General features: G+C 51.1%; 21 protein-coding genes. 10 read left to right on the top strand and 11 right to left on the bottom strand.

Features of this window, described 5'->3' with window-relative positions; all coding sequences use genetic code 11:
• Positions 1-2: 2 nt before the first annotated feature.
• The 5 genes from AACT35_RS03300 to AACT35_RS03280 form a co-directional block, all read right to left on the bottom strand.
• The gene (locus AACT35_RS03300) at positions 3-836 is read right to left on the bottom strand and encodes a helix-turn-helix domain-containing protein (RefSeq protein ID WP_045441842.1); all 834 of its coding nucleotides are present in this window, start codon (positions 834-836) and stop codon (positions 3-5) included.
• Positions 833-1,612 carry a pseudouridine synthase gene (locus AACT35_RS03295; protein ID WP_012307953.1) on the bottom strand — a complete coding sequence of 260 codons (780 nt, stop codon included), beginning with the start codon at positions 1,610-1,612 and terminating at the stop codon, positions 833-835. Before AACT35_RS03295 ends, AACT35_RS03300 begins: the two co-directional genes overlap by 4 nt.
• Positions 1,613-1,803: 191 nt before the next feature.
• Positions 1,804-3,288, bottom strand: a complete 1,485-nt coding sequence (locus AACT35_RS03290; RefSeq protein ID WP_099238912.1) for a TldD/PmbA family protein — start codon at positions 3,286-3,288, stop codon at positions 1,804-1,806.
• Positions 3,289-3,318: 30 nt separating this feature from the next.
• Positions 3,319-4,551 (bottom strand): NAD(P)/FAD-dependent oxidoreductase, encoded by a 1,233-nt coding sequence (locus tag AACT35_RS03285; RefSeq protein ID WP_099238910.1) that lies wholly within the window; start codon positions 4,549-4,551, stop codon positions 3,319-3,321.
• A gap of 6 nt (positions 4,552-4,557) precedes the next feature.
• Positions 4,558-4,827 (bottom strand): hypothetical protein, encoded by a 270-nt coding sequence (locus AACT35_RS03280; RefSeq protein ID WP_198158652.1) that lies wholly within the window; start codon positions 4,825-4,827, stop codon positions 4,558-4,560.
• Positions 4,828-4,863: 36 nt separating this feature from the next.
• Here AACT35_RS03280 and leuB point away from each other — a divergent pair, with 36 nt between their 5' ends.
• Together leuB and clpB are read left to right on the top strand one after the other, a co-directional pair.
• Positions 4,864-5,949, top strand: coding sequence for a 3-isopropylmalate dehydrogenase (gene leuB / locus AACT35_RS03275; RefSeq protein WP_099238908.1), 1,086 nt, complete (start codon positions 4,864-4,866; stop codon positions 5,947-5,949).
• Positions 5,950-6,153: 204 nt separating this feature from the next.
• Complete coding sequence (gene clpB / locus AACT35_RS03270) at positions 6,154-8,745, top strand: ATP-dependent chaperone ClpB (protein ID WP_030006853.1); 2,592 nt, start codon at positions 6,154-6,156, stop codon at positions 8,743-8,745.
• A gap of 112 nt (positions 8,746-8,857) precedes the next feature.
• Here the strand turns inward: clpB and AACT35_RS03265 are convergent, their stop codons facing one another.
• Entirely contained in the window at positions 8,858-10,234 is a 1,377-nt protein-coding gene (locus AACT35_RS03265; RefSeq protein WP_143596772.1) for a choice-of-anchor I domain-containing protein, read from the bottom strand.
• 443 nt (positions 10,235-10,677) lie between these two features.
• Between AACT35_RS03265 and AACT35_RS03260 the strand changes: the two genes are divergently transcribed.
• Positions 10,678-11,511, top strand: coding sequence for a DUF3598 family protein (locus AACT35_RS03260; RefSeq protein WP_099238904.1), 834 nt, complete (start codon positions 10,678-10,680; stop codon positions 11,509-11,511).
• Here the strand turns inward: AACT35_RS03260 and AACT35_RS03255 are convergent.
• Both AACT35_RS03255 and AACT35_RS03250 read right to left on the bottom strand, forming a co-directional pair.
• Positions 11,474-12,448: a CHAD domain-containing protein gene (locus AACT35_RS03255; protein WP_099238902.1), complete on the bottom strand. Its 975-nt coding sequence runs from the start codon at positions 12,446-12,448 to the stop codon at positions 11,474-11,476. The two genes, AACT35_RS03260 and AACT35_RS03255, sit on opposite strands and share 38 nt — an antisense overlap.
• A 130-nt stretch (positions 12,449-12,578) precedes the next feature.
• A complete protein-coding gene (locus AACT35_RS03250; protein WP_030006849.1) occupies positions 12,579-12,983 on the bottom strand; it encodes a DUF4332 domain-containing protein in 405 nt (134 codons plus the stop codon).
• Between the two features lie 72 nt (positions 12,984-13,055).
• On the opposite strand from AACT35_RS03250, the gene def reads away from it, so the two are divergent.
• The 6 genes from def (at position 13,056) to AACT35_RS03220 (ending at position 17,688) form a co-directional block, all read left to right on the top strand.
• The gene (def, locus tag AACT35_RS03245) at positions 13,056-13,619 is read left to right on the top strand and encodes a peptide deformylase (RefSeq protein WP_099238900.1); all 564 of its coding nucleotides are present in this window, start codon (positions 13,056-13,058) and stop codon (positions 13,617-13,619) included.
• Positions 13,620-13,626: 7 nt separating this feature from the next.
• Entirely contained in the window at positions 13,627-13,749 is a 123-nt protein-coding gene (locus tag AACT35_RS03240; protein ID WP_256376220.1) for a hypothetical protein, read from the top strand.
• A 478-nt stretch (positions 13,750-14,227) separates the two neighbouring features.
• Positions 14,228-15,088, top strand: coding sequence for a ferredoxin:protochlorophyllide reductase (ATP-dependent) iron-sulfur ATP-binding protein (bchL, locus tag AACT35_RS03235; protein WP_041443966.1), 861 nt, complete (start codon positions 14,228-14,230; stop codon positions 15,086-15,088).
• Positions 15,089-15,271: 183 nt separating this feature from the next.
• Entirely contained in the window at positions 15,272-15,625 is a 354-nt protein-coding gene (locus AACT35_RS03230) for a DUF5331 domain-containing protein (RefSeq protein WP_012307942.1), read from the top strand.
• A 117-nt stretch (positions 15,626-15,742) separates the two neighbouring features.
• Complete coding sequence (locus AACT35_RS03225; protein ID WP_099238897.1) at positions 15,743-17,161, top strand: ferredoxin:protochlorophyllide reductase (ATP-dependent) subunit N; 1,419 nt, start codon at positions 15,743-15,745, stop codon at positions 17,159-17,161.
• 41 nt (positions 17,162-17,202) lie between these two features.
• Positions 17,203-17,688 (top strand): GNAT family N-acetyltransferase, encoded by a 486-nt coding sequence (locus tag AACT35_RS03220; protein ID WP_099238895.1) that lies wholly within the window; start codon positions 17,203-17,205, stop codon positions 17,686-17,688.
• 19 nt (positions 17,689-17,707) lie between these two features.
• On the opposite strand, the gene AACT35_RS03215 is transcribed toward AACT35_RS03220, so the two are convergent.
• From AACT35_RS03215 to AACT35_RS03205, 3 genes are read right to left on the bottom strand one after another with little or no spacing between them, the layout of a single operon-like run.
• Complete coding sequence (locus tag AACT35_RS03215) at positions 17,708-19,030, bottom strand: DUF3370 domain-containing protein (protein WP_099238893.1); 1,323 nt, start codon at positions 19,028-19,030, stop codon at positions 17,708-17,710.
• Between the two features lie 58 nt (positions 19,031-19,088).
• Positions 19,089-19,931 (bottom strand): type I methionyl aminopeptidase, encoded by an 843-nt coding sequence (map, locus tag AACT35_RS03210; protein ID WP_099238891.1) that lies wholly within the window; start codon positions 19,929-19,931, stop codon positions 19,089-19,091.
• The gene (locus AACT35_RS03205) at positions 19,928-21,511 is read right to left on the bottom strand and encodes a peptidoglycan-binding protein (RefSeq protein ID WP_216820530.1); all 1,584 of its coding nucleotides are present in this window, start codon (positions 21,509-21,511) and stop codon (positions 19,928-19,930) included. Before AACT35_RS03205 ends, map begins: the two co-directional genes overlap by 4 nt.
• Here AACT35_RS03205 and sbcD point away from each other — a divergent pair.
• Positions 21,479-22,705 carry an exonuclease subunit SbcD gene (gene sbcD / locus AACT35_RS03200; protein ID WP_099238944.1) on the top strand — a complete coding sequence of 409 codons (1,227 nt, stop codon included), beginning with the start codon at positions 21,479-21,481 and terminating at the stop codon, positions 22,703-22,705. The genes AACT35_RS03205 and sbcD overlap by 33 nt on opposite strands.
• Positions 22,706-22,711: the final 6 nt, after the last annotated feature.

Raw genomic sequence — 22,711 nt, 5'->3', positions numbered from 1 at the left:
TTCTAGGAAGACGCTTGGGTTTTGGGTTTGTTGTTGTCTGCTTTAGCCTGGTAAGTAAATTCTTCGACGGCACCGGGTTCCCCTAGACGGTGGGGCTGCTGGTTGTTGATGGTGATGTAAACGGCCCCCGCATTGCCGGAACGGACGCGCACACTTTCATCGGCGATCCATTGTTTCTGGGTGCCCTTGGCGAGGGTGCCTTCAAAGGCCGTTTGACCATCGATTTCGACGCGCATCCAGGCCATTTCCTGGGCGCGAATATCCACCACCACGGACTCTGGTACATCTGCCCCATTGTTGTTGGAGTCGATCGGGGCGGTGACTGACGGGGATAGTGCTGTGGTCTGGGCTGTGTTACGTTCCTGGCGGGCTGGGGTTGTGCTCTCCAGGAGGGCTGGATCAAGTTGGGGCGTCAGACTGGGGTTTTGGTTACGGACGATGTTGCCCAGGGATTGCACCGTGGCAACAATGATCAACAAATAGGCAAGGTACAGATGACTCGGCCGCAACTGGAAATGGTAAATAAATTGGCTCCAGCGGGGAATATGCCAACGGTTCTGGGTTTCGGCTTGGGGAAATTCCTGGGCGATCGCCGTGCCATCGAGGCCAAGACATTCCGCATAGCAGCGCAGGAGACCTTGGAGATAAACTGGTTCTGGGAGTTGCTCTAGGCGACCCGCTTCAATATTTTCAAGGAGTGCCCGACGAATGTTCGTTTTACGGGACACAAAGGCGAGGGACCAGTCTTTGGCGAGGCGTTGTTGCTGCAACTGGACACCAATTTGGGCGAGGTATTCTTGCTGGGGGATGGGGGAATGGATCGCTGTCTCCTTCATGCTTGGTACTCCCGGACTGGGGCGGATGAATGGAATGGGAAATTAGAATTATATTGGGATCGGAGCTGTTTGATCTCCGCTTTCGTTAGGGGACGGGCTTGACCCCGTTGCAGATCGCCCAGGTGTAGGTTACCAATGGCGAGACGATGGAGTTTTACCACAGGAAAACCGAGCTGTTCAGCGACCCGACGGATCTGGCGGTTGCGCCCTTCGGTAAGCATGATATCAATACAGGTTTTATCTTGGGTAATGGTTTTGAGGTGAATTTGGGTGGGCAAGGTACGGCGATCGCCCAACATTACCCCCTGACGCCACTGGTCGAGGACATGCTCTGGTACTTTTCCCTTGAGCCAAACGCGATAGGTTTTGGGAATGTGGTAGCGGGGGTGGGTCAAGGCCAGGGTAAAATTACCGTCATTGGTCAGCAGCAACGCCCCTGTGGATTGGGCATCGAGGCGGCCGATGGGATGGATCCCCTTTCCCTGTCGGAGCGGTGGGGGCAGCAAATCTAAAACCGTCGATCGTCCCTTGGGATCAGCGCAGGTGGAAACGACTCCCTTGGGTTTGTGGATCAGGTAATAGTAATGTCGCGGGCGTTCGGTCGCCTTGAGGGGTTTACCGTCAACACAGAGGCGATCGCCTTCTGGATCGGCTTGATCACCCAATTGAACGGGTTTGCCATTGAGGGTCACCCGTCCAGCGAGAATGAGTTTTTCTGCGCCCCGCCGTGACGCAATGCCCCAACGGGCGAGAATTTTTTGCACCCTTTCAGCCATAGATTATGGAGTGCTGGTTTTTAAAAAGCCAGGAAAATTGCAAGTCATATTTTACAAATCTTAGCAGGTGTTGTTTCCCCGCATAAATACTTAAAATCAAAGGCGGATGTCGAAATTCCTTGACAAAAGTAAGCCAAAGCGTGGGCTGACCTTGATCGTTTACCCACGACATCTGGTGTAATTTCGTCGGCTTAACGACCAATGGTGATGTTCCCCACCCGGATGGGGACGCAGGCGTGGGTCATTTGGGCAATCTGCATCGGTTCGCCTTTGCCGCACATATCGGTGCCGCGCTGTTCTAATTCTGAGGCCGGGGCGATCGCCTCGACTTTATTCCAAAATTCTGTGGTCATGCTCTGGTAGGTAAGATTTTTGACCATGCCTTGAAGCTGGCCATTTTTAATCCGCCAGACGCCATTGCCGCCAAACTGGAAATTCCGCCGTTGTTGGTCAATGGAAAAAGTATCATCCCCGTCGATGAGATAACCATCTTTGGTATCGGCGATCATTGCCGCGAGGGTTGCCGTGCGATCGCCCCCTGGTTCCCCTGGTTCGAGGCCCAAATTCGGAATCCGCACCATGGGGACACTGGCCCAACTATCAGCGAAGGCACAGCCATTACTCTCCGGGCGGCCGAGGCGGTGGGCGGTTTCTCGGTCAGTGAGATAATCCGTCAAAATGCCATCTTTAACTACGTACCATTCCTGGGCCTTGACCCCTTCGTCATCATAGCCAGCGGTGCTGCGGCCACCGGGTTGGGTGCGGTCGGCCTTGAAATTCACCCAGGGGGCTGCGTATTGCAGTTGATTGAGATGATTTGTTGTGGCGAAGCTCGTCCCGGCAAAATTTGCCTCATAGCCATAGACCCGGTCTAACTCCGTGGGATGACCGACAGATTCATGGATCGGCAACCAGAGATGACTCGGCTTGAGGATCAAGGTGGTTTCACCGCTGGGGGCTTCGGGGGCGTGGACTTTCTCAATAGCTTCCTGGGCGACGCGCGCGACATTGTTCCGGAGGGTTTCCGGTTCGATGTGTTCGTAGCCGAGGTTCAAAGGCGATCGCTCGTATTTGCGACCCTGGGCGTCTCCATTGGCCACCGCCGTACAACCCATCCCGGCGCCACTGCGATAGAGCCGTTGTTCAATTAACGACCCTTCCGTCGACGCAAAAATTTTATTTTCTTGGGTAAAGCTCAAATAGGCATAGGCTTTTTTAATCTGGGGATCATGGCCTAAGAACCGATCCGTTAAATCGAGGAGGAGGTCTGTCTTTTCCGTGAGGGATACCGCAAAGGGATCAATTTGAATCGGCGTTTCGTAGCGATCGCGGTAGGCTGGCACTGGCACCAAGCGAATTGGTTCCCGTTGGCTGAGGCGACTGCCTTTAGCAATATCAATGGCTAATTGCACAACGCGCACAATTTCTGCGGTTGTCCGCCGGTGACTCGCGGCAAATCCCCAGGCCCCCCGCCACAGGACCCGCACCCCAAAACCAGCGCTCACATTATCACTGAGGCGTTTGAGGGAACGATCCTGGGCCCAGAGTCGCTGCTTGCGATAGGTACAAAGACGAATTTCGCCGTACTCACAACCCTGGTTTCGGATTAGCTGAATGGCAGCCTGGGCGAGGTCGGTAAAGGTCATGTGCTGGGGGTGAGGCGCGGCTTGAACCATGGTTTAAAAAGGAATGAGGTTGTTGCGATCTTAATGAATATTTTGGGCGATCGCCTGACCCGCGAGCCAACTGGTCGTCCAAGCACTCTGGAAATTGAAGCCCCCCGTAATCCCATCGATGTCGAGCACTTCCCCGGCGAAAAAGAGGCCAGGACAACGGCGACTTTCGAGGGTTTTGAAGTTCACTTCCTTGAGGGAAACGCCGCCACAGGTGACAAATTCTTCTTTGAAAACGCCTTTCCCTTGGATGTTGTATTGGCCCTGGGTTAATTCTTGGCAGAGGATATTCAGTTGTTTTTTCGCCAGATCCGCCCAATTTTGATCAGGACTGATCCCCGCAGCTTGGGTCAAACTTTGCCATAGACGCTTGGGAATATCCACTGGGGCGAGGGTCGTAATTTTCTTTTTGGGATGTTGGGTCTTAAAAGTTTGGATGTCTTGACGGAGGGTTTCCGAATTAATGTCGGGGAGCCAATTCACCGTGAGGGGCATTGTGTAGCGGTGTTCGGCTAACGTGCGCGCCCCCCAAGCCGAGAGTTTTAAAACCGCTGGCCCACTGAGGCCCCAATGGGTGATCAGGAGTGGCCCCGTTTGCACGAGTTTTTTCTTAGGATCTAGCTTAATACTCACAATGGCCTTGGGCACACTCACTCCAGCTAGCCCCTGAAGTCGGGGATCATTAATCTGAAACGTAAATAACGATGGTTGCGGCGGAATAATCTTATGACCCAAGGTGGCGGCCAATCGATGCCCGGAAGGATGACTCCCCGTCGCTAACAAGATGTAGTCGGCAAAAAGGCGATCGCCTCCCTTGAGATTCACCTGAAATGGTGCGGTTTCCTCTTTAACAATACTCTGTACAACAGCCCCGGTGCGACATTGAATCTTTGCCTTAGTTGCCGCTGCGAGAAAGGCGCGAATAATCGTTTCGGAATCGTCTGTCACCGGGAACATTCGTCCGTCGACTTCGGTTTTGAGCTTGACCCCTTCGGCCTTGAGCCAAGCAATCATGTCCTGGGGTTGAAACTGACTGAAGGCACCCCGTAATTCCCGCTGGCCCCTCGGATAGGCCTTGACTAATTCCACGGGATCAAAGCAGTGGTGGGTGACATTACAGCGGCCGCCCCCAGAGATTTTTACTTTGCTCAAAAATGTTTTACCCGCTTCGAGGATAATCACCTCTAACTTTGGGTTCGTCCGGGCAGCGGCGATCGCCCCAAAAAAACCCGCCGCACCACCCCCAACGACGATTAATCTTGCCATGGTTTGTTAGTAATTCTTTGTCCACTCCAGCCCATAGAGGATCCCAGAAAGGAGCGTCAGGAGCAACATGATATTGATAATGCCCCCCGGCAGTAGCGTAAAGGGCGGCACCCCAAACCCCCGCAAAATCCAGAGCAACAAAAAGCAGACGAGGCAAGTAATAAAGAGGTAGAGAACACCGGAAGAATTGGAGCGATTCACAGGGCGACACACCGGGTCAAATAACGTCTCTAGTTTAACATTTGCCCCTTGGGGCCGCCCAAAACCCGCTATCATAAACAGTTGCAAAAATATCTAGATCAACACCCTCCTATGACCCAGCAATACCGGATCACCCTCCTCCCTGGCGATGGCATTGGCCCCGAGATTTTGGCCGTGGCAGTGGACGTTTTAAAAACCATTGGCCAACAATTTGATCTAGAGTTTGTTTTTACCGAAGCTTTGATGGGGGGCGCGGCCATTGATGCCACCGGGGAACCCCTCCCCCAAGCGACCCTAGATGCTTGTAAAGCCAGCGATGCGGTATTGTTTGCGGCTATTGGTGGCTACAAGTGGGATAACCTGCCCCGGGCGCAACGGCCAGAAACGGGTCTATTGGGTTTGCGGGCGGGCCTCGGTCTGTTTGCAAATTTGCGTCCGGCCACGATTTTGCCCCAGCTCATTGATGCCTCTACCCTGAAGCGGGACGTGGTTGAAGGGGTCGATATCATGGTGGTGCGGGAACTCACCGGCGGTATTTATTTCGGGAAGCCTAAAGGCAGTGTCACTTTAGAAACGGGCGAGAAACGGGGCTTCAATACCATGGTCTATGACGAATCGGAAGTGGATCGCATTGCGAAAGTCGCCTTTGAAATTGCCCAAAAACGGGGTAAACGTCTCTGTTCTGTGGATAAGGCGAATGTTCTGGATGTGTCGCAACTATGGCGCGATCGCCTGAATCTAATGGCCGAAAATTATCCCGATGTGGAACTGTCCCATCTCTATGTAGATAATGCCGCCATGCAGCTCATCCGCGCCCCCAAGCAGTTTGACACCATCGTCACGGGGAATTTATTTGGGGACATTCTTTCTGATGCGGCCGCCATGCTTACGGGGAGTATCGGGATGTTGCCCTCGGCTAGTTTGGGGGCGGATGGCCCTGGGGTTTACGAGCCAGTCCATGGGTCTGCGCCAGATATTGCTGGCCAGGATAAGGCGAATCCCTTGGCGATGGTGCTCAGTGCGGCGATGATGTTGCGCTATTCTTTTGACCAACCAGAAGCAGCAGCCAAAATCGAACAAGCGGTACAAACGGTACTCGATCAAGGCTTCCGCACCGGCGATATTATGTCCGAGGGCATGACTCTCCTGGGTTGCAAAAGCATGGGCGAAAAACTCTTGGCGGCCCTCAATGCTTAGATTTTATCCTGGGCGTTGATGCTGAAAAAAATTCGGCGGGCTATTTTTTTAAAAACACTTTTTGGCCATGGGGAACCTGAACTTTTCGAGACGGATTCCCCTACTGTCAAATTCTCCAGACAAAAATACAATAAATGGGTAAGTTCTAGGGTTTCTTTTCGGAGAAGCGATGGGACTTTATCTTAATATTTATTGTTCTGTCCTATGCAACCCACTAACCCAAATCAATTTACCGAAAAAGCCTGGCAGGCGATCGCCCAAACGCCGGATCTTGCCAAACAAAATCAGCAGCAGCAGATCGAATCTGAACATCTGCTACAGGCACTGCTAGAGCAAGACGGCCTCGCGAAAAGTATTTTTACCAAAGCGGAGATTCCCCTCGCCAAATTGCGAGACCGCACCGCAACCTTTATTGCTCAGCAACCGAAAATATCCCAACCGAGCGAATCGGTTTATTTAGGGCGGAGTTTAGACCTCCTTTTAGACCGCGCCGATCAACACCGAAAATCCTTTGGGGATGACTTTATTTCCGTTGAACATTTAATCTTGAGCTATGCCAAAGATGACCGTTTTGGCAAAAATCTCTACAAAGAATTTGACCTCACAGAAAATAAATTAAAGACGATCATTACGCAAATTCGAGGTAATCAAAAGGTGACCGACCAAAACCCGGAAGGGAAATACGAATCCTTAGAAAAATATGGCCGTGATTTAACGAGTCTCGCCCGCAACGGCAAACTAGACCCGGTCATTGGTCGCGATGATGAAATTCGCCGCACGATTCAAATTCTCTCCCGCCGCACGAAAAATAATCCGGTTTTAATCGGGGAACCGGGGGTGGGGAAAACGGCGATCGCCGAAGGATTAGCCCAGCGGATCGTTAACCGCGATGTCCCCGAATCCCTAAAGGATCGCACCCTGATCGCCTTGGATATGGGGTCACTCATTGCTGGGGCAAAATATCGCGGCGAATTTGAAGAACGCCTCAAAGCAGTCTTAAAGGAAGTCACCGACTCCGAAGGGCAAATTATTCTCTTTATCGACGAAATCCACACCGTTGTCGGTGCTGGGGCGACCCAGGGGGCAATGGATGCCGGGAACCTGCTTAAACCCATGCTCGCCCGGGGTGAACTGCGCTGTATTGGCGCGACGACCCTCGATGAATACCGTAAATACATCGAAAAAGATGCGGCCTTGGAACGGCGCTTCCAGTCGGTGATGGTCAACGAACCCAATGTGGTGGATACCATCTCGATTCTGCGGGGTCTGAAGGAACGCTACGAAGTGCACCACGGGGTCAAAATTGCTGATACAGCCCTCGTTGCTGCCGCGATGCTCTCCAACCGTTACATTAGCGATCGCTTTTTACCGGATAAGGCGATTGATCTGGTGGACGAAGCCGCCGCTAAGTTAAAGATGGAGATCACCTCCAAGCCAGAAGAACTGGATGAAATTGACCGGAAAATTCTCCAGTTGGAAATGGAAAAACTCTCCATCCAAAAGGAAAAAGATGAAGTTTCCCTTGAGCGGCTCGCCAAGCTGGAAAAAGAACTGGCTAATTTCAAGGAAGAGCAGTCCCAACTCAACGCCCAGTGGCAATCGGAAAAAGAATTTATCGACAAAATTCGCTTTCTCAAGGAGGAAATCGATAAAACTAACTTAGAAATTCAACAGGCCGAACGCAATTATGACCTCAATAAGGCGGCGGAGTTGCGCTACGGGAAGTTGACGGAACTGCAACAGAAAATCAAAGATATCGAGAGCAATCTTGCGGCCCAACAGGTGACCGGAGAATCTCTGTTGCGCGAAGAAGTAATCGAGTCGGATATCGCCGAAATTATCTCGAAATGGACAGGTATCCCGATTAGTAAATTAATCGAATCGGAAAAAGAAAAGCTGCTCCACCTCGAAGCAGAACTCCACCGTCGGGTTGTCGGCCAAGAAGAAGCCGTTACCGCCGTTGCCGAAGCGATCCAGCGATCGCGTGCCGGACTTGCCGATCCCAACCGTCCCACGGCTAGCTTTATTTTCCTGGGGCCGACGGGGGTCGGGAAAACAGAACTTGCCAAAGCCCTCGCCCAATTTCTCTTTGATACCGAAGAAGCCCTGGTGCGGATCGATATGTCCGAATACATGGAGAAACACGCCGTTTCCCGTTTAATGGGAGCGCCTCCAGGGTATGTGGGCTATGAAGAAGGGGGCCAGTTAACGGAAGCAATTCGCCGCCGTCCCTACTCGGTGATTCTCTTTGATGAAATTGAAAAGGCCCATGCCGATGTGTTTAATGTGATGCTGCAAATCCTGGATGATGGCCGTTTGACGGATTCCCAGGGGCGGACAGTGGACTTTAAAAACACGGTGATCATCATGACCAGTAATATCGGTTCCCAATTTATCCTCGATATTGCCGGCGATGATGCCCGTTATGAGGAAATGCGCAATCGGGTAATGGAGGCGATGAATGCGAACTTCCGGCCGGAATTTCTCAACCGCATCGATGAACTGATTATTTTCCATGGTCTACAAAAGGATCAACTGCGCTCCATTGTTCAACTTCAGGTGAATCGCCTCGCTGAACGCCTCGCCGAACAAAAGATCAGCATTCAACTCACCCCAGAAGCCTATGATTTCATTGCCGAGGTGGGCTATAACCCGGTCTATGGTGCGAGACCCCTCAAGCGGGCCGTCCAGAAATATGTCGAAACGGCGATCGCCAAAGGGATTCTCAAGGGTGAATTTAAAGCAGGCAGTGCCATTACAGTCGATGTGAAAGATGAACGTTTGACTTTTATTTAAACGCCTTTGAAATTCATCTTCATCAACAAACCCTGTGTTAGCTTCTAAGCCTCTAACACAGGGTTTTGAGTTTCTAACTATTTATTTGTTTAAACTCAACGCAAGAAAAAGCCTAGCGTGGCATCACATTGATGTTTACCAAGCTCATGGCGTTGCCTTCTGGGTTGGAGACAATCACTTGATTCGTTGCAGGAATAAATTCAATCCCTTCTGGCTCAAACCCAGCCTCTTGATCGGCCCGAACAACATCAGGGTTGAGAACGACAGTATCGAGTAGCTGAACATTTCTAGGGTTGGAAATGTCATGGATTGTGATCGCATCTGAACGCTCGATCGCTACGAATGCCAGGGTACGGCCATTTACAACACCAACAGAAACAACCTCAGGTTCCGGGCCTTTGCTGTTACAGCGCTGGGGCAAGCCGAGGGCAATGATGCTTTCTTCGATGGAATTGCCGCTATCTCCCAAAAGTTCACCCGTGGTTGCGTCAAAGACACTAATACTGCGGGTACCATGGGGACTTAAGAGAATTCCTTCGTAGGACTGGTTATTGACATTGGTCAAATTATCTTCATCGGCGGTGACAAAGTAGCGACCATCTGGGGTAATGGCAATGCCATCGGGTTCACGGGCAGAGGTGAATTCTTGTCTGAGGGATAGGTCATAGCTGCCAGAACGACAGCTTCCTTCTCCAACTTTATCTTGAACTAAACCGAAACCCGTACGAATGCCGACATCAAAGTTTTGCACCGAAAAGATATCAGGGGTTAGACGTCTGGGCAAAGGAGAGGGAATTTCAATGCGAGCGACAGCATTATTTTCTTGCAGTGTGGCGACAATAAAAGAGCTATCAGCCGCGATGCGAACTGTCTCAGGCTGTGGGTCGTGGGGGAAAAAGGGAATATTGTCGGGGGGAATGGGCACCTCGACCTGGGTCATGCGATTGGGGCCACGTCGGAGATCAATGATCGAAACGGTTCCAGCACCATTTTCTAGGTTCGTCAGATCTTCTTCGTTTTCTTCATCTTCATTGGCGACGGCAGCAAACTGACCGTTCGGGGCGATCGCCACGGAGTCTGGGCCGCGACCTACAGTTACGTGCCCAAGGGGTTCTAGATCGGGGAGAGAGAGGGCCACGACCTTGCCTGGCATTTCGTCAAAGGTATCCAGATTTGCGTCATCTGCGTCTTTGACCCCGATGAGTGCGAAGGCCCCGTCTGGGCTAATGGAAACTCCAGTGAGTTCGGCGTCCGCAGAACCTGCGGGCAAAAATTCATCCGTTAGGGTCCAAGTCCCTTCGACGGTTAAGGCATTATCTTCGATCGCCACTAAGGTCGCTGTTTTTGCGCCGACCACAAGGGCGTGGCGACCATCTTTTGTGACAGCGAGCATTTCTGCGCCGGCGAGATCCGTTAATGTGAAAACAACTTCACCTCGAATAGTTGCGTTTTGGGCGATCGCTTGGGGCGGAAAGATTAGCGTGCCCAATGGAAGGCCGGCAAGAGTTGATAAGAGAGCTAACTTGAAACCAGTTTGTAGCTTGGGCTTCACCATTGATGCCACTAAGCTTTTCACACCACTATTTAAGTTCATTACCTAATATTTATCTGATTAATACCACGACCCCAACGATACAATGGAAAGAGAATTGATTGAGTTAAAAAAAAACTAAGCAAAGTTTAATTTTAGATTTTGTAAAGACTATTTTTTGTGATTTTATTATTGTTTTTTAGTCAAATATTTTTTAGCTAAGGTGCAACTAAAAGTAATTAAATCAAGGGGATAATGTCTTACATTAGGTGAAGGAATTAGAGCCATGCTGAAGCATTGTTAACCTTGACCTTCCCGCATGGATCCATGATGGAGTTGCTTTCCCTTTTCTTTCTCCGGCACAATAGAAGACCGTGCAGTTTAGTCAGGGAAACATAACGATGGCCAGTCAGTGGGAAAATTTTCTAAAAAATCTGGGGAACTGGCGCGGTTCCTTTGCGGGGGTCAATCTAGATGGCGAGATCACCACGGAAGTCCCCTCTATTTTGACCCTATCACTCATCGACGGGAACCGGGATAAGGTGCTGTTTACCCTGCGGCGCTTTGAAAATGGCGGCTATGACAGCGAACCCACCAGCAATATGTCCCAGGAGTTTACCGGATTGGGGCGGCACACGATGTTTTTCGATACGGGCTCTTTCTCGAAAGGTTCCATGTGTCTCTCGTCCATCTCATCGTTTATCGCCGAATATGGATTTATCAAAGGCGATCGCCGGATGCGGATGGTGCAAATGTATGGCGATGCCTTTACCTTCAATAAATTGGTCTTTATCCGAGAATTTCGCGAAGGAAGCAATGCCCAGGAACGACCACCACTGACTGTGGAACAACTTTTGGGTACCTGGGAAGCGGAATACCACGTTTACACCCCCGACCTTGATCCCCCCAAGGTGCACCAGAGCCGCTTAACCCTCAGCAAAGAAGGCGATTATCTCCACCAGACCCTCGAATTAGAACACCAAACCATCGCCTCTAAAGGACAGATCCAAGGCAACACAATCCGCTTCACGGAAGGCAGTACGCCCCGCAATTTGGTGCTATTACCCGATGGGGCTTCGATGAATGTGCCGCCCCAATTGGCCCAGCGGCAAGCTTTTTTCGTCGAAGCAGGTTGGCTCGTCAGCGACAACGAACGACAACGGATCATGCGCAATTACAATGACCGGGGCGAATGGGTTAGTTCGACGTTGATTTTTGAGCGACGGGTGGCCTAGGCTGCGGTTGGCAGAGGGTTTGGTGTAGTTGATAGCGGTATTCGGCATCGAGAAATTGGTGCTGGAGTTTCGTCCACTGGTGCCAAGTCTGGTGGCGATTATCGTGGAAAATCTCACAGAGGGTAGGTAACTCCTGATCGAACGTTTTACCGAGGGCTTTTTCTAGAAATGCTTGCAGCACTGCATCATCCTGGAGCAAACCGATGAGGGTTTGGACTTTCTTAATCGCCTGGAGCTGATCGGCATAATCTTCGCCATAAAAAGGCGCAAAAATTTCCATGGTATAACGCGATCGCTTGGCGGCCTTGCGGAGGTCATGGAGAATTGGGCTGTCGGTTGCAAAAAGCGTTTCTAATTGTTTTTTGGAAAGCTTCTTCGGACTGTAACCGACCCACCAACCGGGATGGAGCAACAGTTCGCTGAGTTGGGGCAAGAGTAAATCCGGCAAGATCAGTTGAATATCCACCGAGGCGATCGCCTGATATTGGGGTTGATCTAACCAAGCCTGGGTCGCCCCCTTGAATTCCCCATAACGGGCTGAGTTGAGAAATTTCCGCACCTTAGTCAGTTGTTTTTGACGACGTTTGGCTAATTTTTTGAGGGCAATTTCGAGAATTGTGACTTCAACGGTCGGCAGTTGGGGCAGATATCGCTCCCGAAAAGTCAGGGTCATCACATCCACATCCCGCAACTTCCCCAGAACCCGACCATAACGGCCCACCTGTTTCGGGGTCAGAGCTTCTGGTAAAACCAGGGCAGGGGCAAACCCCAACAACACACTCCGCAACCGCCGCATCCCCACCCGCATTTGGTGCAATTCTTCCGGATCATGGTCGGCTAAAACCCCCGCTTCGTGGCTGAGGATTTTTTTGTAATGCTTGGCGATCGCCTTATGTGCCCAATCGCCAAAACTTTGTGTTTGGGGTGGCTGCATCATTTATGCCCAAATCAATCTCACCACTTCGATCTTAAGAGGTGCAATTTTAAAACCCGATTAAGAACACACAAGGCTTAATGATTCTGGGTTGCAGTGTTTTTCCTCCCAAAGCAAAGCCCTAGTCCAATGTCTAAAGGAACTGTCGTGCTTCTGTCACCCATTGCTTGACCAACCCCAGGGGCGGCGCCAAATCCTTGCGCTGGAGATTTGCCACCTGTAACTTCATAATATTTTGGTGGAGTCGCGAAAAGGATGTTTGGGCAAGCTGATTTACCGATGCCACGCCACTGTGCAATACTAGGCCGCAATATTGTGTGCCAATACTCGGTACTCTCGCCAGATCCGCCAGGGCCACCCATTTCAAAACGTAATTGGGATGAATTTTGAGGCGACGGGCTAACTGTTGTTTTGCCTGGGGTGTGCGAGTAGCTAACAAAAGCTGATGGGTGGTGCGAATCCCTTGGGCGGCGAGTTGGGTCTGTTGTTCTTTGCTCAGACCGGGTAACTCCGCAATCCGCCAATTACAGGAAGCCATAGGAATCCTTGTTAAAATGGAAGCACATGATATCAAGAAAAATTGTCGTTACCCTAAAACTTTAGAAAATTTATGACTGTTGGTATATCTGTCGAAAAAGGAAAGCAAGATACTCCTCCCTTAGAACTCCATTACCTCGGCGACAAAGTGCTACGCCAAAAAGCAAAACGCATCGCCAAAGTGGATGACGAAATCCGCACCCTGGCGAAGGAAATGCTGCAAACCATGTATTCTTCCCAGGGAATCGGTCTGGCTGCGCCCCAAGTTGGTGTTAATAAGCGTTTAATCGTCATTGATACCGATCCAGAAAATCCTGCCAATGCACCACTGGTTTTAATCAACCCCGAAATTAAAAAAACAGGTAAACAGCTTTGTTCTATGGAAGAGGGTTGCCTGAGCATTCCAGGGGTTTACCTTGGGGTGATCCGCCCGGATGAAATTGAAGTGAGCTATCGGGATGAGCAGGGTAAACCCAAAAGAATTAAAGCTTCTGGGCTGTTGTCCCGGGTGATTCAGCATGAAATTGACCATCTTGATGGGGTGATGTTCGTCGATCGCGTCGAAAATGAAATTGCCCTCAGTAGCCAATTAAAACAACGGGGATTTGCCCTGAAATCAGTACAGCGCATCGCCTAAATTTTTTTTGGCCTTTTCCACGTTTCAACATGACGGCAACTTAGTACTCTACGACGTTTGTGTGAGGCGATCGCCGTCCAGTGAGATAGACGTTCTGCCCTGTGAGGTGGTCGTCTTTTTTATTGCCTAATCTTCAGCAAGGTTGCGTTTTGTATCAAACAGCGAAAAATTTACGTTTCGTTAGCAAATGCCTGGGGTAGTCCAGAAGGATCGTTGCCACAAACATTGTTTTGAATCTCAGATTTTACAAAAGACAGAAGCTGGTTTTCCTCCATGGAAGGCGATTCACCTACTGCGGGGATTGTGTAGGGGCATCAAATTTGGCGATCGCCTTTTTGGACAGAACCCGCATTTATACTCAGATTTATTTGTAAATCCATTTTTTGTTTATTGTCTTTATTTATATAAATCAAAGACATAAATAGTATCTAAAAAGTTTTTATTGCAGTTTTGAGTGATTTTTAAGCTTTTAAAGGTTTTATAAAAATCCTAAGTCTCTTTGGATCTGTTTAAACGCCAAATCCCAAACAGTCGCACCTTTCCATTCACCCAAGGATTGCCAATAATGCAGCTAACGGAATTTTTTAGGAGCACGCAATCCCATGACAATGACCCTCGCGGTTTACGGCAAAGGTGGCATCGGCAAATCTACCACCAGTTGTAATATTTCCGTCGCCCTCGCCAAACGCGGTAAAAAGGTTCTCCAAATTGGCTGTGACCCCAAGCATGACAGCACCTTTACCTTGACAGGCTTTTTGATCCCGACGATCATCGACACTCTCCAGGAAAAGGATTTTCACTACGAGGACATTTGGCCAGAGGATGTAATTTACAAAGGCTATGGCGGCGTCGATTGCGTGGAAGCAGGCGGGCCGCCGGCTGGGGCAGGCTGCGGTGGTTACGTGGTCGGGGAAACGGTCAAACTCCTCAAAGAACTCAATGCCTTCGATGAATACGATGTAATTTTGTTCGATGTGTTGGGAGACGTGGTCTGTGGGGGCTTTGCGGCACCACTCAATTATGCAGACTACTGTTTGATCGTGACGGACAATGGCTTTGATGCATTGTTTGCGGCGAATCGCATTGCGGCTTCTGTGCGAGAAAAAGCGCGGACGCACCCCCTCCGGCTGGCTGGCTTGATTGGGAACCGCACCTCGAAGCGGGATTTGATCGAAAAATATGTAAGCCATGTGCCGATGCCCGTGCTGGAAGTATTGCCCCTGATCGAAGATATCCGGGTGTCGCGGGTGAAGGGAAAGACCCTCTTTGAGATGGCAGAAGGGGACTCGATGTTGGATTATGTCTGTGATTTTTATCTCAATATTGCGGATCAAGTCTTAGCGGCTCCAGAGGGGGTTGTGCCCAGCGAAGCTTCGGATCGGGAATTGTTTAGTTTGCTTTCGGATTATTATCTCAATCCGCCCGTCGAAAAGACCCAGGAGGATGAGCTGGATCTGATGATGGTCTAGGCCAGAGGATGCTGGGCTTGGTCTCGAAATCGCTGATCCGACAATCGCTCACTTTGATCGTCCTCATGGGTTAAATTTTGCTTCAAAATAGAGGCGATCGCCCTAAACGGCACTAATGATCAAAAAAGGCGATCGCCAATGTCAAACAACCCTTGCAGTGGATTTACGAGGAGAGTAAATATTGTGAGCTTTTTCGAGCAAATTAAACCCAGCATCAAAACCAAATGGCTAGATTACTTTGAAAATAACCAAGACTGGCTAAATATCCTGATGGATCGCGGCGAATCTGTGGCGACCCCCGACGGTGGCCGCCGCCCCCAAGGTTCCGTGATTCTCGGTGCCATCAGCGCCAAGGAACCCCGCCTCGCCGAAAGTCTTTATCTATTTTCTTTAGTTGAAGCGAATTTTGACACGATTGTTGATGTTTTAGGGCTAAACTTTGACCCACTCTTGGAACTCCGAAACCTAGAGGAAAAAGGAGCGGCGGCAAAGCCAATGATTACGCCCCCAAGCCCAACCGTTTTACCCACCGAATAATTTCTCACCGTTTGCCCTTCATTTCTTTGGGGGGCATCCCCTGAGCAACAATCGTGTCACCCCATTTCTAATTCACCATTGCCAAAACTGTTTGCAAATCTATTTAGGAAAATTTTTATGACCGTTGCTCAAGAAACCCCGAACTTAACCTTTGATTGCGAAACAGGCAATTACCACACCTTTTGTCCGATCAGTTGTGTCGCTTGGCTTTATCAGAAAATTGAAGATAGCTTTTTCCTAGTCATCGGCACCAAAACCTGCGGCTATTTCTTACAAAATGCCATGGGCGTGATGATCTTCGCCGAACCCCGCTACGCCATGGCCGAACTCGAAGAGGGTGATATTTCTGCCCAACTCAACGATTACGACGAACTCAAACGGCTCTGTCTACAAATCAAGCGCGATCGCAATCCCAGCGTGATTGTCTTTATCGGTACCTGCACTACCGAGATTATCAAAATGGATCTCGAAGGCTTTTCGCCGCGCCTCGAAGAAGAAATCGGCATTCCCATCGTGGTCGCCCGTGCCAATGGCCTAGATTATGCTTTCACCCAAGGCGAAGATACTGTCCTCGCAGCAATGGCGAATCGTTGTCCCAGCGAACCCCCGGCCCCAGCAAAAGAAAAAGAAGAAGATGCCGCTGCCGCCACTCGCTTCCAAAAACTTTTAAATTTGGGCCTCAAGAAAAAAGAAGACGCGCCCCCTGTGGCCACAGAACAAAAAGAGCATCATCCCTTAATTTTGTTTGGCTCTTTACCCGATCCCGTGGCGGCAAACCTAGAACACGAACTGAAGAAACAGGGCGTTAAAGTCTCTGGTTGGCTCCCCACCAAGCTCTATACAGAATTACCCGTTGTGCAAGAAGGCTATTACGTGGCGGGAGTGAATCCATTTCTCAGCCGCACTGCCACTACCCTGATGCGTCGCCGCAAATGTAAGCTCGTTGGTGCTCCTTTCCCCATTGGCCCCGATGGCACCAGAGCCTGGGTTGAAAAAATCTGCTCCGTGCTGGACATCGAACCCCAGGGCTTGGCAGAACGGGAAGCACAAATCTGGAAGAGTTTAGAAGACTATCTACAACTCATTCGCGGTAAATCAGTCTTTTTTATGGGGGACAACTTACTCGAAATTTCCCTCGCCCGATTCCTGATCCGCTGTGGCATGACCGTCGCTGAAATTGGCATTCCCTACATGGACAAGCGTTACCAAAAAGCAGAACTGGATTTCCTCGCCCGCACCTGCCAAGAAATGGGAACGCCGATCCCCAAAATTGTCGAAAAACCCGACAATTACAACCAAATTCAACGGATTAACGCCCTGCAACCGGATTTAGTGATTACGGGAATGGCCCATGCGAATCCCTTGGAAGCGCGGGGGATCAATACGAAATGGTCAGTGGAATTTACCTTTGCCCAGATTCACGGCTTTACCAATGCGCGGGATATTCTCGAACTAGTCACGCGCCCCCTACGCCGTAATACAAACCTCAAGGATTTGGGCTGGGATAAACTGGTGAAAGAAGAGGCTGCGGTCTAATTGTTTCTCTGGATTGTCTTACGGACTCACCGATAAAAGTGATGCATGTTCAACTGCTGCCCTTTGATGGCGATCGCCACTGGTCACTCATTCACAAGTGGATCGAAGCCCCCCATGTTGCACGGTGGTGGGGCGATCCGGGTGAGATTCTTTTAGAGTTACAGCAGCATGACCCAAATCATCAGGCAATGATTACCGCAGCGGGTCAACCAGTTGGTTTTCTTTGCTGGCAAACCCCCTCACAGGAAGAGTTACAAGCAGCGGGTCTTGCTGATCTCCCGAAGGATCTCATTGATGTGGACATCATGTTAGGGGAAGCCGAAGCCCTCGGTAAAGGGATTGCTCCCCAAGCCTTACGATGTTTATTTGAGCAACTAAAAAATCAGGGAGTAACCCTTGTCGGACTAGCAGGAGCGATCGCCAATGGGCGGGCGATGAAAGCCTATCAAAAGGCCGGACTCATGCCATTTCGTGACTTCTTTGAAAATGGTGAATGGTATCGATACTTTACGGTTTCTCTACTCTGAGCTGAGAAAAAATGCCGACTCACCGGGTTTTGACGGTTAAAACTTGGGGCGGCGTCGCATCGGGGGGATAGCGCAGTTGGATATTCACTAAACGGCGATCGCCTGGGGGCATTTCCAAGGTGACGAGGGGTTCCCCGACTTGACCACGCTTTTGCACAAGGTGGAAATAATCGGTACGCAAACGGCCCGTATCATCTTTGTAGTTGACCCGCACTGGCCCCCGGAAAAAGGTCGCCGTCGGCAGGGGATCAAAAAATCGCAAAGCCTCGTCGGTGGCATCTTGTTTGATGGGTGTTTCAAGGGCGATCGCCACGGTTTGGGTTGCCTCGGTGGGATTGTGGAGGGGCAGGGTCAAATCGTAGAGCACCCCATAGTTGCCGTGGGCGGCATAGGCGGTATCAGGATAGCGGCGCAACATTTCTGCCGTTTGGATTTGGCCCGTGCCATGGGTGCCGCCGACGAGGCTGCTAATGCCGTAGGAAAAAGCTTCCCCTGGGGCAGGAATCGTGAGATCCCAGGTGGGACTGTCATAAATTTGGGTTTTCCAAGTGCTGCCTTCAGAAACACCAGCCACCCGACCATAGATTAGTCCCCCTGGGGCACCGGGAACGGAGGGAGGGCGATCGCGGGGGCTAGAAAGTTCCCCGGTTTCTAAGAGCGCTTGCCATTCTGCCAGGGTGGGAGGCCGGAAATCACCTTGACCATCGGGTTTTTCAAAGAGGGCTAAACTCGCCACATACACGGGGCCAGTGCTGGTTAGCTCCAGGTAGGTCGAGCGGCCATTGAGGGGCGGTTCCAATTCCCGCACCGGAATCGGTAGATCAAAAATCATCTGGTAACTCTGGGGGGCGATGGTCAACTGCTTCGGGAACTGTTCTTGGAGACGACGACGCAGCAAATTATCCATTACCCGACTGCCCGGCCCGGCGTAAACAGTCCCCCTCGGATTCGGCACTTGGGGATCAAGGGCAATAAAAGGGGCATCCGGTTGACTTAAATAACTGGCTCCATTGAGAAAATAAAGGGTAACGGGTTGATCGCTCGGATTATAGGCGATCGCCCCAATGTGCAGACTGCGTAGATCCTCCGGGGAACCCTGGGCGACGTGGTGGGCAAACAGATCAAAGCGGCCTGAAAAAGGAAAATCTAGGTGGGCATTTGGATGGGTTTTGCCAGTGGCGGGAAATGTGGACAGCAGAATTCCTTCCCCCAACACCTTTTCTGGGCTGTTGCTATTAAACACAGGGATTTGGTCTAACTGCCCTGGTAAAACTCGTACTTCCTGGGGACGGACAATTTCGACTGGGGGCGGCGCTTGGGCAACAAAGAAGGGAAAAAACATACCAACATTCCACACACATTGCCGCCCATTGTATTGAGTTTTTTCGCTTTTTGGGTAATTACACCAGATCGCGATCCGTGAGGATTTCGTAGCCTGTTTCCGTCACCAGCACCGTATGCTCAAACTGGGCTGACAGGGACTTATCGGGGGTAATCACCGTCCATTTATCTTCGAGGGTAATGGTTTCCTTGGTTTTAGCATTGACAATCGGTTCGATCGCCAGCACCATGCCCGCTTCTAGGACGACATTGGGCAGATCACGGGTACGAAAATTAAACACCGATGGCTCCTCATGGAGCGCTTGGCCGACCCCATGGCCTGTAAAATCTTCCACCACCTGGTAACCGTAGCTGTGCACATGGTCTTCCACGGCCCCGGCAATATCCAGGAGCGTATTGCCTGCTTTTACCTGCTCAATGCCTTTGTAGAGCGCTTCTTCGGCTGCCTGCATTAGCCGTTTGGCCTCTGGTTTAATCTTTTTGCCAACGCCGACGGTAATACAAGAATCGCCATGGTAGCCATTGAAGAAGGCACCTGTATCGACTTTGACGATATCCCCTTGGTGGATGCGTTTATCGGCCCGGGGAATGCCATGGACGACTTCATCGTTGATCGAGATACAGATCGAACCGGGAAAACCGTAGTAGCCTTTAAAGCTCGGTGTCGCGCCCATTTCGCGGATCCGCTGTTCGGCATAGGTATCCACTTCGAGGGTGGTCATCCCCGGCTTGATGATCTCACTCACTTCTTTAAGGACGGTGGCGACAATCTGCGCCGATTGCCGCATAATCGCAATTTCAGCGGCGGTTTTGATTTTGACTTTGCTTTTTTTACGGCGACGGGGGAGGCCCACTTGGGCTTTTTTGGGTTCGGGAATGAGGAGGTTGAGTAACTGTTTCAATGGAGTACCTTGAGGAAATCAATGGCAGATTGGGCAATTATTGCGGCGGCGGGATCGAGATCTGCGACAATGCGCCGGGCATGGTAAAAATCTTGGCGATCGCCATTGAGGTAATCGTCTAATTTTTGGCCCGTAAACGAACCGTCGCGTAGCCCCAGCACGAGGATGATCGCCGCGAGGTGAGGTTCGGCAGCAAAGTCTGGGTGATCGACAAGGTTAACCCCGGTGCGATCGCCCCACCGGGTATAGTTTAACCGACCCGCAATTTTTACGAAGCCCCGGCCCTGGTAGCGCAGTCCATCGCCCGGTTGGATATTCCCCAAATCGCGGCGACTTTCGAGGGTTGAGTCTGGGGTCGGCTCCACAAGACTGGCACCAAAATCGCCTGCATAGCCCGCCGTAGCGAGAATATAAGCCACTTGAGTCGGTTCAATGATCCCGCAACGTTGGCAGGTTTCTAAAAGCATCGGGATCGTTTTGCGGGCGGCATCCTGATGGGGATGATTTTCTAAGGAGGCAATCAGGCGATCGCCATAGCTTTTAAGGGGGCGTAGGGGCAGATAAACTTCCACCCATTGATTCAAAAGCGTCATCCAAGTTTGAGCACCAACGACGCCATCAATGGTTAATTCTGCAATCATCTGAAAGCGTTTAACCGCCTGTTCGGTTTGGGGGCCAAAGTGACCATCAATGGGGAAATGCTCCAGGGACAGCAACCGCTGCAGCAAGCGTTGTAAATAGCGCACCGAGGCGTGGAGTTGAGGCGTCGCTAAACCATCGCCCAAGTGAAGGATGGGATATTTGCGGTCACTGGCTTGAAATTCCCCACTGGCAAAATGTTGCAAATCAGCATATTTTTTGGCGATCGCCTCTTGATCCCAAACGAATTTTTCCAAAGCTTCCCAGGTGGACAGTCCCACAATGCCATCGGTCACCAATTTTTGGCGCACCTGAAAAAACTTCACCCCATTTTCCGTTTGCCGACCAAACTTTCCATCCAGCTTGGCCGTTTCTGGGATAAATAAACCCCGTTGCAGCAATTTTTGCAGATAATATACGGCCTGCTGTTGGGGCGAAATTTCAAAGCCAGCCCCCCGGCGCAACAGAAGTTTTTCGGGCCGATCTTGTTGCAAAAGGGAAGTGGCTTCTGGGGCCTGTTCGGAGGGAGGTTCAGCCGTCGCGGGAGAAGCTAAAAATAATTGTTGATAACGTTCAATAGTTCGCCAGGTGCGGGGATCAACGGTGCCCGTTTTCGGCAATTTATTCGCCCGTTGAAATGACCGAACCGCCGCTTCCGTGGTGCGCCCAAAAATGCCGTCAATCACCGCCGAACGGGGTAAAAATCCAGCAGCCCGCAAAAAAGCTTGCAAATAACCCACATCATCATTGGCGATCGCCTGGCATTGCAGTTGCCGGGGGCGTTTGAGGGAAGGACGTTCACAGACAGTGGTGGCGGACTCACGGTGACGCTTCATATTATGATTGGGGGTGATGGGAGGGGCGATCGCCTTCCATTGTAAGAAATCAAAAAATAAACCACCGCCACCATGTTCAGAATTCTTCACTTCGCCGATATCCATATGGGCAGCGGTTTTTCCCATGGTCGGGTGAACCCAGAAACCGGACTCAATTCCCGCCTCGAAGATTTTGAGCAGACCCTGGGGCTTTGTATCGACCGGGCGATCGCCGACCCCGTAGACCTCGTTATTTTTGCTGGGGATGCCTTCCCCGATGCCACCCCCGCCCCCTACATCCACGAAGCCTTTGCGGGACAGTTTCGCCGCCTCGTCGCCCACAATATCCCGGCGGTGCTCGTCGTCGGCAACCATGACCAATATTCCCAAGGCAATGGGGGCGCTAGTTTAAATATCTATCGCACCCTGGCGGTGCCTGGTTTTATCGTGGGCGATCGCCTCCGCACCCACACCCTCGAACTGCCCAAAGGCCCCCTGCAAATCATTACCCTGCCCTGGCTGAACCAAGCCACCCTCCTCACCCGGCAACAAACCGAAGGCAAAACCCTCAACGAAATCCACCAGATCCTCCTTCAGAAACTCGAACCAATCCTCGAAGCAGAAATTCGTCGCCTCGATCCCGATATTCCCGCGATCCTGGTGGGTCATCTCATGGCCGACCGCGCCAACCTGGGGGCCGAGCGCTTCCTCGCTGTAGGCAAAGGCTTTAACATTCCAGTGGCTTTCTTGAACCGTTCTGAACTCGATTATGTAGCCCTCGGCCATGTGCACCGCCACCAAAACCTCAACCCCAGCAATGATCCCCCCATCATCTATCCTGGCAGCATTGAACGGGTTGATTTTAGCGAGGAAAAAGAAGCAAAGGGCTATGTTTTAATCAATCTCCGCAAAGGTCAAGCGGATTGGGAATTTGTGCCCCTCCCGGCCCGGGCGTTCCGCACGATCAAAATTGATGTGAGCGACGCAGACGAGCCAGAAACTGCGATTCTCAACGAAATTGCACAGGTTTCGATCACCGATACCGTTGTCCGCCTCATCTACAAAATTCGCCCCGAACAGACAGAACTCATTGACCAACGTGCCCTCAGAAAAGCCCTCAAAGCCGCCCATCAAGCTTCCATTCAAGCGGAACTGGTGAGCCAACTGTCCCGGCCCCGTCTACCGGAACTGGGCATTGGTCAATCCCTCGATCCGATGAATGCCCTAGATACTTACCTCACGAACCGCGAGGATTTGCAGGATATTGCCCTGGCCATGCGCGAAACCGCCACAGAACTGATGTCACAAACCTCAACTTGAAGCTTA

Source organism: Synechococcus sp. BDU 130192, assembly GCF_963876085.1.
Classification (GTDB): Bacteria; Cyanobacteriota; Cyanobacteriia; order Cyanobacteriales; family MRBY01; genus MRBY01.
Note: the sequence above shows the minus strand (reverse complement) of the source record. Positions and strands in the feature narration are given on the sequence as shown.